The sequence below is a fragment of the Vibrio sp. KUL80 genome, assembly GCF_059725495.1.
Genome location: NZ_AP045841.1, coordinates 2,356,875 through 2,371,289, shown reverse-complemented (window position 1 = coordinate 2,371,289; position 14,415 = coordinate 2,356,875). Strand labels below are relative to the sequence as shown.

9 protein-coding genes are annotated in these 14,415 nt (G+C 47.5%); 7 read left to right on the top strand and 2 right to left on the bottom strand.

The window, feature by feature from the left end; genetic code table 11:
* Positions 1 to 285: 285 nt before the first annotated feature.
* Entirely contained in the window at positions 286 to 939 is a 654-nt protein-coding gene (gene torD, locus AC6I8U_RS10900) for a molecular chaperone TorD (protein ID WP_498016873.1), read from the bottom strand.
* Between the two features lie 281 nt (positions 940 to 1,220).
* On the opposite strand from torD, the gene torR reads away from it, so the two are divergent.
* Together torR and AC6I8U_RS10890 are read left to right on the top strand one after the other, a co-directional pair.
* The gene (gene torR / locus AC6I8U_RS10895; protein ID WP_042474375.1) at positions 1,221 to 1,931 is read left to right on the top strand and encodes a two-component system response regulator TorR; all 711 of its coding nucleotides are present in this window, start codon (positions 1,221 to 1,223) and stop codon (positions 1,929 to 1,931) included.
* Between the two features lie 274 nt (positions 1,932 to 2,205).
* Positions 2,206 to 4,776: an Ig-like domain-containing protein gene (locus AC6I8U_RS10890; protein WP_498016872.1), complete on the top strand. Its 2,571-nt coding sequence runs from the start codon at positions 2,206 to 2,208 to the stop codon at positions 4,774 to 4,776.
* A 72-nt stretch (positions 4,777 to 4,848) separates the two neighbouring features.
* On the opposite strand, the gene elyC is transcribed toward AC6I8U_RS10890, so the two are convergent.
* On the bottom strand, positions 4,849 to 5,778 hold the full coding sequence (gene elyC, locus AC6I8U_RS10885; protein WP_498016871.1) for an envelope biogenesis factor ElyC: 930 nt from the start codon (positions 5,776 to 5,778) through the stop codon (positions 4,849 to 4,851).
* A gap of 114 nt (positions 5,779 to 5,892) precedes the next feature.
* Here elyC and cmoM point away from each other — a divergent pair, with 114 nt between their 5' ends.
* The 5 genes from cmoM to pdxY all read left to right on the top strand — a co-directional run bounded on the left by cmoM (position 5,893) and on the right by pdxY (position 14,215).
* A complete protein-coding gene (gene cmoM, locus AC6I8U_RS10880; protein ID WP_498016870.1) occupies positions 5,893 to 6,675 on the top strand; it encodes a tRNA uridine 5-oxyacetic acid(34) methyltransferase CmoM in 783 nt (260 codons plus the stop codon).
* An 11-nt stretch (positions 6,676 to 6,686) separates the two neighbouring features.
* A complete protein-coding gene (gene mukF, locus AC6I8U_RS10875) occupies positions 6,687 to 8,024 on the top strand; it encodes a chromosome partition protein MukF (protein WP_234494096.1) in 1,338 nt (445 codons plus the stop codon).
* Positions 8,005 to 8,748 (top strand): chromosome partition protein MukE, encoded by a 744-nt coding sequence (gene mukE / locus AC6I8U_RS10870; protein ID WP_498016869.1) that lies wholly within the window; start codon positions 8,005 to 8,007, stop codon positions 8,746 to 8,748. Before mukF ends, mukE begins: the two co-directional genes overlap by 20 nt.
* Positions 8,745 to 13,193 carry a chromosome partition protein MukB gene (gene mukB, locus AC6I8U_RS10865; RefSeq protein ID WP_498016868.1) on the top strand — a complete coding sequence of 1,483 codons (4,449 nt, stop codon included), beginning with the start codon at positions 8,745 to 8,747 and terminating at the stop codon, positions 13,191 to 13,193. The genes mukE and mukB overlap by 4 nt, the downstream gene beginning before the upstream one ends.
* Positions 13,194 to 13,360: 167 nt before the next feature.
* Positions 13,361 to 14,215 carry a pyridoxal kinase PdxY gene (gene pdxY, locus AC6I8U_RS10860; protein ID WP_498016867.1) on the top strand — a complete coding sequence of 285 codons (855 nt, stop codon included), beginning with the start codon at positions 13,361 to 13,363 and terminating at the stop codon, positions 14,213 to 14,215.
* Positions 14,216 to 14,415 lie beyond the last annotated feature (200 nt).

Here is a 14,415-nt window from a genome sequence, read left to right as displayed (position 1 = left end):
TATAGTGGTCTTTGCAAATTTATAACGCTATGTTGTTGTAAACATAGTATTTGGCTGCGAAAACCGAAAGTTGCATGCAAGCCGCGGCGAAAAAAGCTCAGAGCGTAGATTTCAACAGGTATTTTTGGACACAAGTCCGCGTTGAATGCCAATGGCATTTGCATTTAAACGGCGGATTGTAGACTTAGGTTTGGGCGCTGGCAATGACTTATCCAATAAATTTATAACTAAAGCGCAAATTAATTCTCACAGATGTGATGCAAATGATTTGCGCTTTAAGGTTGGCTAGCCTTGCTCACCCTCTAGGTAGGTGTAGTCAAGTTGGCAGAATGCTTCGAGTAGTTTAGCGGCAGCGGCATAAAACCCAAACTCGTCGTGAGTTTGGCATTTCGCAACAAACTGAGGTAGCCATGTCATCAAGTAGTTCTTGATGAACTCTGCTTGCTCGTGCAGCGCATCGTTCATATGTGCCTCCGCTTCAAGCTCATTGGAGCGAATGATTAAGTTGCCTAGAAAATCTAGCTCGATCGCGAGGTGATCCGCTGGCTCATTTAAGTCCTTATTCACTGCCACACTGTGCTTAGCTAACAGGTCAGCCATATCCTGTGCAGGTTGATCATTTAAAAGACCAGACTTACCAATATACATAGAGGCATAAGGCAATGCGCCGTGCTTGTCCGACTTTAAAAATAGATCGCAAAAATCGGCAGAAAGCTCTAATTGTGCGTCTTCTCTGACTTGAAGGCGGTTCAAGGACTCTGTAAAGACCTGAATGGGTTCTTTTAGGGAAGGGTTTTCTCCTAAGCCAGATAAGAAAGAGCGAATTTCAGGGCTGTGGTATTTGTTGAGTTCATCATCAGTGAGCTCGGCAGCGAATAGGCTTGAAAGCCACCAATAGATTTCTGCGCGTTGCTCATTAAATGCTTTGATTTCTTGCATTTGAATAATCTCCAAAAATGATAACCCTATTTTAGCCAATAAAGATGAATAGCAATAACTTGTTGTGTGAAAAATTGAGTTAACTTATGAAAAAATAAGACAAAAATTAATTTCTTTAAGGGTAAGTTAACACGAGTATTCGTTGCATATGAGACGCAATCGTTTTGGTTGTTTTGAATCAAAAAATAGTAAGGTTTCCATGCCTATGAGGGGATGTAGACTAGAATTGTGAATGTTTATGAATAGAATGTCCTTGTCATGACAAGATTGAGAAACCACAGATGAAATATCACGTTTTGGTTGTAGAAGATGACGTAGTCACTCGCAGTAAACTGGCTGGCTACTTCGAAAATGAAGGCTACTTGGTTAGCGAAGCTGAAGATGGTCAGACGATGCGTCAGGTGCTGGAAGAATCCAGTATCGATCTCGTCATGCTAGACATTAACCTGCCTGGTGAAGATGGTTTGATGCTAACAAGAGAGTTAAGAAGTCAGTCAGACATTGGAATTATTTTAGTAACCGGTCGCACTGATAGTATCGACCGCATCGTGGGCCTCGAGATGGGTGCAGACGACTATGTCACTAAGCCGTTTGAGCTACGCGAACTGTTAGTGCGAGTAAAAAACCTATTGTGGCGTATTTCACTAGCGCGCAAACAGCCAGTACTTGAAGAGTCAGTGCAAAACGAGCATGTGGTTCACTTTGGTGAATGGACGTTTGATAAGCAGCGTCGTTCACTGACGAATAATGGCGACCCTGTGAAACTGACCAAGGCTGAATATGAATTGTTAGTTGCACTCTCAACGTATCCAAATCAAGTTCTGAGCCGTGAGCGTATCCTCAATATGATCAGTCATCGAGTTGATGCGCCAAACGATAGAACCATTGATGTTCTTATCCGTCGCATGCGTGCCAAGATGGAATCCGATCCAAAGAATCCACAGATATTTATCACTGTCCATGGCGAGGGCTACATGTTTGCTGGTGATTAAAGTCGGCTAGCGTGTAGTGATAGAAAATGCTCCAGTTGTCTCTTTGATAGCTGGAGCTTTTTTATGGGAGCAATGTAGAGATACCTGGGCGTTGTATATGCAACTTGTAACTATTTTTGTTAACTGACTCGCGTGAGAAGTCGGTGCTTTCTGAGTCGGAAAAAGACTCTATAAACCTGAGCTAGTTTGATAGTGGCGTCGTTTCCGTTGAACTGCCTCGATTGGGCAGCATTGATTGGCAACGACATTCTTTGGTTCAACAAAAGGATTTTCCATGACCAAGCTACAATTAGGCTCTATTCCAATATTTAAACGGTCAGTGAATTTGTCGCTGATGCTTACCTCGAGTTTACTGTTTTCTGCACCAAGCTTGGCAGTACAGTGTGACAGTTTGCCTTTTTGGGACGACGGCACAAGCTACAACGGTGGCGCTCAAGTTCAATGGCAATCATCGGCGTACCAAGCGAACTGGTGGAACCTTAACGCTAACCCTGTTAACCACTCCGAACCTTATCAAGAATGGTCACTAATAGGGGCCTGTGATGCTGGTGGCACAAACGCTGCTCCCTCTGTGACGATTACATCTCCAGCCTCCAACGCACAGTTAGCCTCAGGAAACCAAGTCACCTTCTCTGCATTGGCCGAAGACAGTGATGGGGAAGTTCGAGAGGTGATATTTGAGCTGCAAGGGGCGCAACTGGCAGTGCTATCGAGCCCTCCTTACCAAGTAACTTGGCTGACTGAAAGTGGCAACTATGAGTTGGTAGTTACCGCCATTGATGATAAAGGTGCGTCTATTCAATTAACTCAGACATTTTCAGTCGTAGACGCATCTAATCAACCACCTGTTGTTACCTTGACCAGTTCGAAGACTCAAGTTTCGGTAGGAGATAGTGTCCAGTTTACCGCAGAGCCCTCAGACTCGGATGGTTCCATTAGCAAGGTTGAATTTAGTGTCAATGGTGCACTAGAAAAGTCTGTGACCGCAGCACCTTGGGTCATGGATTGGATATCACCTGCTGCAGGCAGCTATACGATACAAGCCGTTGCGGCAGACGATAAAGGCGCGACGTCCCAGTCGCAAGTTATCACGGTTGAAGCCACAGCGTCGGCAGGAGGCAAATGCTCAGGTGCGACAACCTATATTGCTGGCAGTGGCTACGCAACCGGGCAGAATGTGGTCAACAATGGCGAGCTCTATCAATGTCTTGTTGGCGGCTGGTGTTCATCTGACTCTGCATGGGCTTATGAGCCTGGCGTTGGACAGTACTGGCAAGACGCCTGGAGTGGTCAAGGTGCCTGTGCGACGGCACCAAATATTGAACTTATTTCACCGGTAGAAGGCGAAACAGTTCTGCTAGGAAGTGATGTCACTATCGTTGCGAATATTGATGATCTGGATGGAACAGTTGCCGATGCTGAGGCATTCGTGAATGGTACGTCAATAGGCTTAGTGACGGCATCACCTTATCAATGGACGTGGAATGCAGTGGGACAGGGCTCTGTAGATTTAAAGGTCATTGCTACTGACAATGAAGGTAACAGCAATCAATTAAACACAACGGTATCAGTGACTGATCAACCTATGGTCGCTACGATTACTTCTCCTTCTTCTGGCGATGTCGTCGCGATTGGCAAAGCTGTGACTGTGAATGCGAATGTCAGCTCCCTGCAGAGTGAGGTGGCTAAGGTTGATCTCTACACTAATGGTCTTTTGGTCAACGGTGACACCACGCCGCCGTATCAGTTCTCTTGGACACCAACGACCATTGGGAACTATCAACTGAGTGTCATCAGCACGGATCTGCAAGGGAATACGGTGACGTCTGCTAGCGTCGGCGTGTCGGCAAAATCTGTAGTCCAACCGAAACATAAGCTCGTCGGCTACTGGCACAACTTTGTCAATGGTGCGGGCTGTCCAATTCCACTTAACCAAATGTCGAAAGACTGGGACATTATCGACATTGCTTTTGCTGACAATGACCGTAACAGCAATGGTACAGTGCATTTTAATCTCTACAATGGTAACATCTACTCGAGCTGTGCTCCGATAGATCCCGTTCAGTTCAAACAAGACATCAAAGACTTGCAAGCGGAAGGTAAGATTATCGTTCTTTCGCTTGGTGGCGCTGAAGGCACCATCACGCTGAACACAGATGCGGATGAAACTGCGTTTGTCTCGAGTTTGTCAGAGATCATCAATGAGTGGGGATTTGATGGATTAGATGTTGATTACGAAAGTGGCTCAAATCTCGTCCACGGCAGTCAAATCCAAGCGCGTTTGCCGCGTGCATTAAAAGCTATCGAAGCGAATACGGGCGGCGACATGTACCTTACCATGGCACCGGAACATCCGTATGTGCAAGGCGGAATGGTCGCTTACTCTGGTATTTGGGGCGCTTATATTCCCCTTATCGATCAATTGAGGGATACCTTAGATCTTTTGCATGTGCAGTTATACAACAATGGTGGGCTGGCCAATCCTTATACGACGGGCGCTGCGCCAGAGGGCTCTGTGGATATGATGGTGGCGGCATCACGTATGCTTACCGAGGGATTTGAGTTAGCTGACGGCAGTCGATTTATGCCACTGCGTGATGATCAAGTCGCCATTGGATTACCTTCAGGTCCAAGCTCAGCGAACTCAGGACAGGCACCAATTGCTAACATAGAAGACGCATTGGATTGTATGATCTCCCTAAAGCGTTGTGGCTCTATCGTACCTACTCAAGCATCACCAAAGTTTGGTGGTGTAATGACATGGTCGATCAATTGGGATCAGCATGATGGCTTTAATTTCTCTGTTCCAGTGAAAGCAAAGCTGAATCAGCTAAATGCCAACTAGCTGTTTTCAATAGCAAAAGACCTCATCCAATGATGAGGTCTTTTTTAACCGGTTTGGTTGGCTCCTGATGGTTTAGTTAGCACCAGAGACCGTTGCATCTGCGTCAGAAACAGCGGAAGTGTCATCCTGCGTTTCCTGAGGCGCGAGCTGCTGTTCTAACTCATCTTGTTCCAGTTGTGTAGGTTCTACACTTTCAGGATCGAACTCTGATACAGAAAATGTCAAATCACGAATGCTTTCGTTTGCCACCCAATCTCGTAATCTCTGCCAAACTAATCCCATGGTCTCGTGCCAGTAGCGCTCTGTTTGCTCTAAGTAGCGAGCCTGCGGTGCGTAGCGTTGCCAAGCTTGTTCAACATTTTCTTGGGCCAGGAAGTTAGTCGGCGCAGGGTAAGGCTTCAGACCCGCTGCTTCAAACTCGTACATCGCGCGTTGCATATGGCTTGCGGAGGTAACCAGCACCATTTTCTTACTTTGCACGAAGGCAGATGCTTGCCTGGCTTCTTCCCACGTATCTTTAGCAGACTCTAGCAAGATGATGTCTGGCTTAGATACGCCCAATGCCAGTGCCACCTTTGCCATTACGCGAGCATGGCTTACGTCTGTCCCGCCCGCATAGCCAGATAGAATGAGCTTACTACCTGGATACATGCGCATCACACGAATACCTTCGCTTAGGCGCATGAGAGAGGTACGGGATAGTTCAGAAGTGGGTGGAATATCGTCATCCACAACGTGACCGCCGCCAAGGACCATAACGTAGTCAATGGATTCGTTAATTGGTAAGAAGGCACTGTATTGACGCTCTAATGGCATCAACAGGCGACTTGAAAGCGGCTGGAATGCGATAAGAAATGTCCCACACAATGATACGAGAACCATCAGGCTTCCAAACTTACGCCTAGTGGTAAACATAATAAGGAGCAATCCCAAGAAACCTAGGATTAGCATAGCGGGCAAAGGCATTAGTAATGCAGACACCAGCTTTTTCAGCTCAAACATAGAATAATAGTCCGAAAAAACACCACTTAACGCTAAAAAAGGGAGTTGCCCCTTTATTCCTGTCACTTATATGACAGAATAGCTGTACGACTGGTTATCTTAACTCAATAAACCGTGATGCAAGACCGTAATTTCGACGATATCGCCCACAAATTTGCAAAAAATATTTACGGCTCAGAGAAGGGAGAAATCCGCCAAACCATTGTTTGGGAAGATTTAACCCAGGCTCTCGCCGAATTGGATGATACTAAAAAAATACTAAAAGTATTAGATGCAGGTGGCGGATTAGGTCAGGTTTCACAGCGCATCGCTGAGCGTGGACACCATATCACCTTATGTGACCTGTCTTCTGAAATGCTGAAATTAGCTAAAGCAGAGGTTGAAAAAAACGGGTTACTCTCGCAATATCGCTGGATCCACAGTCCAGTGCAAGATATTGCAGAGCATATGGAACAAGAGGTTGACTTGACCCTGTTTCATGCGGTGATGGAGTGGCTGGCTGATCCGAGACCAGCACTAGAAGCGGTATTACAGCAAGTGAAACCTGGCGGTATCGCTTCTGTCATGTTTTACAATCATCATGGATTGGTATTTAAGAACGTCATTTGTGGCAATATTCCTCACGTGTTAGATGGGATGCCACATAGAAAAAGATTCAAGCTCCAGCCCCAGAAAGGGTTGAAGCCAGAGGACGTGTATCAGTGGATTGAAGAAGCTGGGTTTGAAATATGTGGCAAATCTGGCATTCGTTCATTCAGTGATTACATTGGCAATATGCAATACATGGGAGATTACACAGCGGAGGATGTTCTGAAACTTGAACAACAGCTGTGTCGCCAAGAGCCTTATCTCTCCATGGGTCGATACATACATGTATGGGCTAGGAAAAAACAATAACAGGAAAGACCATGAGTGATAACACTCTAAATGCTGATGACCGACCGATAGACGAGCTAGTCGGATGGGTCAAACAGCATGATTTTGCGTTGAATCTTTCCACTGAACGGTTGGCATTTCTCATCTCCATCGCGGTGCTGAGTAATGAAAGATTTGATGAAGAGCTGGGCGAGGGCGAGTTGCATGATGCATTTAAGATCGTCACCGAGCAGTTTGAGCAAACGGGCGAAGCCACCGCGTTTCGTGCGAACAATGCGATTAATGAACTGGTCAAGCAGCGCCTATTGAGCCGTTTTACCAGTGAAGTCAACGATGGGGCGAGTATTTACAGGCTCAGCCCTCTTGCCATCGGTATCACCGATTACTACGTCAGACATCGCGAATTCTCTAAACTACGACTCTCTATCCAGCTTTCAATGGTGGCAGGCGAGATGGCAAAAGCTATCGAAGCCGCGCAAGAAGGCGGGACCGTTGTCCATTGGCGCAAGAACGTATTTGGCGTGTTGAAATACTCCGTTGGTGAGATTTTCGACCAGATTGACCTTAACCAGCGTGTAATGGATGAGCAGCAACAGTCTGTGAAACTTCAGATCGCTGAGCTGCTTAACAAAGATTGGCGCGATGCCATCAACAACTGTGAGACTCTGCTTTCTGAAACCTCAGCAACGCTGCGAGAGCTGCAAGATACCTTACAAGCCGCGGGCGATGAGCTGCAAACCCAGATCTTAGATATCCAAGAAATTGTCTATGGCGATGATGAACTAGAGTTTGTCGGTGAAGCATTGTTTGGTTTGCAGATGAAGCTTGATCGCATCATTAGTTGGGGCCAGCAAGCGATTGATTTGTGGATCGGTTATGACCGCCACGTGCACAAGTTTATCCGTACGGCGATTGATATGGACCAAAACCGCGCCTTTAGCCAAAGGCTGCGCCAATCGGTCACAGACTATTTTGACTCTCCTTGGTATCTCACTTATGCCGATGCCGAGAAACTCACCGACCTCCGCGATGAAGCCCTAGTGCTTCGTAACGATGAGGTAACCGGTGCCGTGCCACTTGAAGTGGAATACGAAGAATTTGAACAAGTTAATGATGAGCTCGCTGAGCGCATTGGAGACATGCTGAAAGTACACAAAGAACAAGGCGCTCCAATTGATCTTGGCTTGGTGCTGCGCGATTACCTCGCGTCACACCCACATACTCATCATTTCGATCTCGCAAGAATCGTTGTAGACCAAGCTGTTCGATTGGGTTATTCCCAGTCCGATTACTCGGCTATTCAGCCAGACTGGCAAGCTATCAACGATTTTGGCGCAAAGGTACAAGCAAATGTCATCGACAAATATTGACGAATACATGCCAGAGAAACTGGCAAAAGCGATCACCAACCCGCTATTCCCTGCATTGGATAGTGCACTGCGCGCGGGTCGACACATTTCATCTGAAGACCTCGATAACCACGCACTGCTTTGTGATTTTGAGGTTGAACTGGCCAGTTTCTATCAGCGCTACAACACCGAGTTGGTGAAAGCGCCGGAAGGCTTTTTCTATCTACGTCCACGCTCGACGACATTGATTGGTCGCAGCGTGCTGTCAGAGCTCGATATGCTAGTGGGTAAGGTGCTGTGTTTCCTATACCTAAGCCCAGAGCGTCTTGCGCATGAAGGTATCTTTACTAACCAAGAGCTTTATGAAGAGATCCTCGCGCTTGCGGACGAAAAGAAGCTGATGCGTCTTGTGACAAACCGTGCAACGGGTTCTGATCTAGACAAAGAGAAGCTGTTTGAAAAAGTACGTACTTCACTGCGTCGTTTGCGCCGTCTGGGGATGACTATTTCTATTGGTGATACCGACAAATTCCGCATCAGCGAAGCGGTATTCCGCTTTGGTGCTGACGTACGCGTGGGTGACGATATGCGTGATGCGCAGCTTCGTCTCATCCGTGATGGTGAAGCCGTGGTGCACGCACAAGCCCCATCGCAAGGCAGCTTGATCCCAAGCGATGAAAGCAGCGACTCAGTTGAGTCAAATGACAACGACACCGAGCACAATCAACAGGAGGCTGACGCATGATTGAAAGAGGTAAGTATCAATCGATGACGATGGTCAACTGGAACGGCTTCTTTGCACGTACTTTTGATATCGACACTCTCGTCACCACGCTTTCTGGTGGTAATGGTGCAGGTAAATCTACCACCATGGCATCGTTCATTACGGCGCTGATTCCAGATCAAAGCCTGCTGCACTTTAGAAACACTACTGAAGCGGGTAGCTCTCAAGCGTCTCGCGACAAAGGTTTGTACGGTAAGCTTCAGCCAGGTACCTGTTACTCTGCGCTAGATGTAGTGAACTCACGTAACCAACGCGTTCTGTTTGTTGTCAAGCTACAACAAGTGGCCGGTCGTGATAAGAAAGTGGACATCAAGCCATTTATCATTCAAGGCTTGCCTAGTAGCGTAAAACCAACCGATATTTTGATCGAAGCCGTATCGGATAACCATGCTCGCGTACGTCAAATCAATGAAGTAAAAGAGTCGGTCAGTGCAATGGAAGGTGTCCATTTTAAAGCCTTCAACTCGATCGTTGATTATCATGCGCAGATGTTCGAATTTGGCGTGTTGCCGAAGAAGCTGCGTAACAGCAGCGATCGCTCTAAGTTCTATCGCCTGATTGAAGCGTCGCTTTACGGTGGTATCTCGAGTGCGATTACTCGTTCACTTCGTGACTACCTTCTGCCACAGAACGGCGGCGTGAAGAAAGCGTTCCAAGATATGGAATCTGCACTGCGTGAAAACCGCTTAACGCTAGAAGCCATCAAAACGACTCAAGCTGACCGTGACCTGTTCAAACACCTGATCACAGAGTCTACCAATTACGTGGCCGCCGACTACATGCGTCATGCTAACGAACGCCGCAACAAGCTTGAAACTACGATGAAGCTTCGTGGCGAGCTGTTTGGCTCTCGTCAAACACTTATCGCGCAAAACGAACTACTTAACAAAGTTCAGCAAAAACTGACGCTGTTGGTTGAGAATGAATCAGGTCTAGAGCAAGACCATCAAGCAGCGCAAGACCACTTGTTATTGGTACAAAACGCGCTGCGTCAGCAAGAGAAGATTGAGCGCTACCAAGAAGATCTTGAAGAGCTAAACGAGCGTCTTGAAGAGCAGATGATGGTTGTTGAAGAAGCGAGTGAGCGTAAGCTTGCTGCTGAAGAGCAAGCGACATTCGCGGAAGAAGAGGTGGATAGCCTCAAGACTCAGTTGGCTGATTACCAGCAAGCTCTGGATGTTCAGCAAACACGTGCACTGCAATATCAACAAGCGGTACAAGCCCTTGAGAAAGCGCGTAACTTGCTTGAAAACGAATCATTGAATCAAGATGGCGCGGCAGAAATGTTGAGCCAACTAAAATCGCAAGAATCACAAAGCACAACCGAACTCCTTGAGCTGAAACACCGCCTTGATATGTCATCGGCCGCGGCGCAGCAGTTTGAACAAGCGTTGTCGTTGGTCAAGCAGATTGCCGGTGATGTTGCGCGCAATGAAGCGAGCCAAGTAGCGAAAGCGGCCATCAAACAAGCGGACGAGCATCGTCAGCTACTGAAAAACGAATCTCAGCTTCGCGCTCAATATCGTGAGCTCGAGAAAAACATTGAGCGTCAGCAGCAAGCGCAGAAATTGGCAAGTGAGCTTAGTGACGCCGGTATCTGTGTGGATAGCGAAGCGGATCTTGAAATGGAAGCGGAGAGCCAACGTGAACGCGTCCTTGAGTGCGAGCAGCAGCTTGAAGCTCTTCGTGAAGCCTCTGGCGAAATCAAGCAGCGCGAACAAGAGTTTGTGTCTGAGATCAGTAAGCTAGAGAGCTACGCGCCGAAGTGGATCAAGTCTTTTAATGCGCTTGAAGATCTTCGTGAGCAAAGTGGCATGGAGCTGGTGGATCGCGCGGATGTGATTAGTTCAATGCAAGCGACGAACGATAATGAGCGTAAGACCTCTTTCGAACGCGACTCGCTGGCGAAACGCCGTGAAGAACTCGAGCTAGAGATTGAGCGTTTGGCTTCTCCTGGCGGTTCAAACGACCCTCGCTTAAAAGGTCTTGCCGATACGCTTGGCGGCGTTCTGCTGTCTGAAATTTATGACGATATCACCATCGAGGATGCGCCATACTTTAGTGCAATGTATGGTCCTGCACGTCATGCTATCGTGGTATCAAACCTAGACGGCATAAAAGAAAAGCTGGTCGAGCTGGATGATTGTCCAGAAGATCTTTACATCATCGAAGGCGACATCGATGCCTTTGATGACAGCTCATTCGATGCCGATGAGCTTGATGGCGCGGTCTGCGTTCAGCTTAATGAACGTCAATTGCGTTATTCTCGCTTCCCTAATATCCCTCTGTTTGGTCGCGCAGCGCGTGAACAGCGTTTAGAGCTACTTCGTGAACAACGTGAAGAAACCGTAGAAAAACACGCGAAAGCGGCGTTTGATGCACAAAAACTGCAGCGCCTGTACCAAGCGTTCAACGCGTTCGCAGCAGAGCACATGCAGTTGGCGTTTGAAGCCGACCCTGAAGTGGAGCTGGCGCGTTTACGCGAGCTTCGCAGCCAGGTAGCGCGTGAACTCAATGAAAACAAACAGCGTGAGCAACAAGCGAGTGCGCAGTTGTCGACATCTAAGCAGTGCGTGACTTTGCTGGATCGTCTATCGATTAGCGCTAACGTACTATTTGATGAGACTCTAGCTGAGCGCCATCAAGAGCTTCAAGCTCAAATTGAAGATCTCAACGGTGCTAAGAGCTACATTCAGCAGCACGGCGTGGCGGCAGAAAAACTGGCTGCGGTAGTCAATGTGTTAGACAGCGATCCAGAGCAATTTGATGCGCTGACGAGTCAGTACCAAAATGCCGACAAAGCCCTGCAAACGCTAAAAGCACAAATCTTTGCTGTTGCGGATCTTGCTGAGCGTCGTCCTTACTTTGCGTATGCTGATTCAATGGACATGCTTAACCAAAGTAGTGAATTGAGCGAGCAGCTAAAAGCGAAACTGGTGCAAGCGGAAGCAACCCGCGCACGTCTTCGTGAAGGACTTAAGCAGGTTCAAGAGCAAGCCAACCAGTACAACCAAGTATTGGCGTCACTGAAGAGCTCGCACCAAGCTAAGTTAGAGACAGTTCAAGAGTTCAAAGCTGAGCTTCAAGAGTACGGTATTGTCCCTGATGAGTCAGCGCTAGAGCGTGCTGAGAAGCGTCGTGATGAGCTGCACTTAGCACTGCAAACCTCTCGCACTCGCAAGTCTGAGTATGAGAAGACGATGACGTCGACAGAGCTTGAGATGAAAGGTCTGGCTAAGCGTCTTAAGAAGGTTCAGAAAGAATACATTGAGCTGCGCACCTATGTGGTTGCCGCGAAAGCGGGCTGGTGTAGCGTACTTCGTCTAGCGAAAGTGAACGATGTTGAACGTCGCCTTCATAAACGCGAACTAGCATACATGAGCGCGGGTGAGCTTCGCTCTATGTCGGATAAGTCTTTGGGTGCATTGCGTCTTGCTGTGGCGGATAATGAAGATCTTCGCGATTCACTACGTCAGTCCGAAGATACCTCGAAGCCAGAGCGTAAGGTTCTGTTCTATATTGCCGTTTACCAGCACCTTCGTGAGCGTATCCGTCAAGACATCATCCGTACTGATGATCCGGTCGAAGCGATTGAAGAGATGGAAGTGGAGCTCGCACGCCTAACAGAAGAGCTCACTCAACGTGAAAACCGTCTCGCGATCAGCTCTGAGTCAGTGTCGAGCATCATCAAGAAGACGATTCAGCGTGAGCAAAACCGTATTCGTATGCTTAACCAAGGCTTGTCGAATATTCACTTTGGTCAGGTTAAGGGCGTTCGTCTGAATGTGAAGATCCGTGAAAGTCATGAGCAGCTGCTGGTGGCGCTAACCGGTGAGCACAAAGATCTGTTTGAGACTTCGCGTTACACCTTCTCGGAAGCGATGGCTAAGTTATTCCAACGCGTCAACCCGCATATCGATATGGGTCAGCGCTCGCCACAAGTATTAGGTGAAGAGCTGCTTGATTACCGCAACTACCTAGAGCTAAGCGTTGAAGTAAACCGTGGCTCTGACGGCTGGCTGCAAGCGGAATCTGGCGCGCTATCGACAGGTGAAGCGATCGGTACTGGTCAGTCAATTCTATTGATGGTGGTACAGAGCTGGGAAGAAGAGTCGCGCCGTCTGCGTAGCAAAGACATTCTTCCATGTCGTCTACTGTTCCTCGATGAGGCTGCGCGCCTGGATGCCAAGTCGATCGCGACCTTGTTCGAGCTATGTGACCGCCAGGGTATGCAGCTATTGATTGCGGCACCTGAGAATATCAGCCCAGAAAAAGGCACCACCTATAAGCTTGTGCGTAAGGTATTTAAAGACCATGAACATGTACACGTGGTTGGTTTGCGTGGCTTTGGAGAAAACAAGCGATTGGAAGAAGCTGAGCAGCTCGTCGAACAAGCAACGGTCTAGTTCTCAAATTTTTAATCTCTAAGTAAAATCCGATGTTGGTTTCCAATATCGGATTTTTTGATTCTGTAGTACTCAACTACTTTTTAATCTGAAACTTGTCTGTGAGTCAGACCCACCCCATATTTAAAGGGTAATCAGAATAACTTATCGTGCTGTGAGGAGCATTCATGAAAGGTATCATCTCAATCCAGTCTCATGTCGTATACGGACATGCGGGCAACAGTTCGGCCGTTTTCCCAATGCAACGAATGGGGTTTGAGGTTTGGCCTATTCACACGGTTCAATTCTCGAACCATACACAGTATCAGCAGGGCTGGAAAGGTAAGGCTTTTTCAGCAGATGACATATCTGAGCTTATCTCAGGCATCGCTAATATCGAGCAGCTTAAAAACTGCCAAGCGCTACTGTCGGGTTATCAGGGAAGCGCGGATCAATGTCTTGCAGTTCTTGATGCGGTGCGCCAAGTCAAAGCTCAAAATCCTGACGCGATTTATGTGTGTGATCCTGTTATGGGCGACCCAGAGAAAGGCTGTATCGTCCCTCAGGGGACGACCGAATATTTGGTCAATGATGTAATGCCAAGCGCGGATGTGATTGTACCTAATCAATTCGAGTTGGCTCAGTTTACCAATATGGAAATCACAGACTTAGAAAGTGCCGTAGTGGCCTGCCAAAAGGCTTTGTCACGTGGACCGAAAATGGTTTTAGTAAAACACTTACATAGTGTTTCGGATGACAAATTTACCATGATGCTGGCAACAAAATCGGGATGCGTTATTGCGCAGCGTCCTCATCTTAAGTTTGCTAAGCAGCCAGTTGGAGTAGGGGATCTGATTTCTGCGCTATTCACTGCAGGACTTTTAAAAGGTTGGTCACCTGAGCAAGCATTTGAGCATGCCAATAATGCTAGCTATGCCGTACTTAAGGAAACACAGCGAAGAGATGAGTGGGAGCTGCAAACTATAGCGGCGCAGGGAGAGTTGGTGGAACCAACAGAGCGTTTTCCCATTGTAGGGGTGTGAATTCCGGCGTTGTTGTTGTTGAGCACTCAAAGCTGAGTTTCTCATGAATTTCAATCTGTTCTTCTACACAAAGGACAACAATATCGTCATCCCCTTGAAAAAGGGGATCTTTTACAGCGCACTGTGCACTAGAATTACGCGACAAGTCACATGTTTTTAGTTTTTCACACGCTGTGAAAGATCCTCACTTTCGTGAGGAT

What these genes read in the sequence shown, in the direction of transcription:
- mukF (WP_234494096.1), top strand. Translation starts at nt 6,687, where the DNA reads ATGAGTGATAACACTCTAAATGCTGATGACCGACCGATAGACGAGCTA.
- mukB (WP_498016868.1), top strand. Translation starts at nt 8,745, where the DNA reads ATGATTGAAAGAGGTAAGTATCAATCGATGACGATGGTCAACTGGAAC.
- mukE (WP_498016869.1), top strand. Translation starts at nt 8,005, where the DNA reads ATGTCATCGACAAATATTGACGAATACATGCCAGAGAAACTGGCAAAA.
- pdxY (WP_498016867.1), top strand. Translation starts at nt 13,361, where the DNA reads ATGAAAGGTATCATCTCAATCCAGTCTCATGTCGTATACGGACATGCG.
- torD (WP_498016873.1), bottom strand. Translation starts at nt 939, where the DNA reads ATGCAAGAAATCAAAGCATTTAATGAGCAACGCGCAGAAATCTATTGG.
- AC6I8U_RS10890 (WP_498016872.1), top strand. Translation starts at nt 2,206, where the DNA reads ATGACCAAGCTACAATTAGGCTCTATTCCAATATTTAAACGGTCAGTG.
- torR (WP_042474375.1), top strand. Translation starts at nt 1,221, where the DNA reads ATGAAATATCACGTTTTGGTTGTAGAAGATGACGTAGTCACTCGCAGT.
- elyC (WP_498016871.1), bottom strand. Translation starts at nt 5,778, where the DNA reads ATGTTTGAGCTGAAAAAGCTGGTGTCTGCATTACTAATGCCTTTGCCC.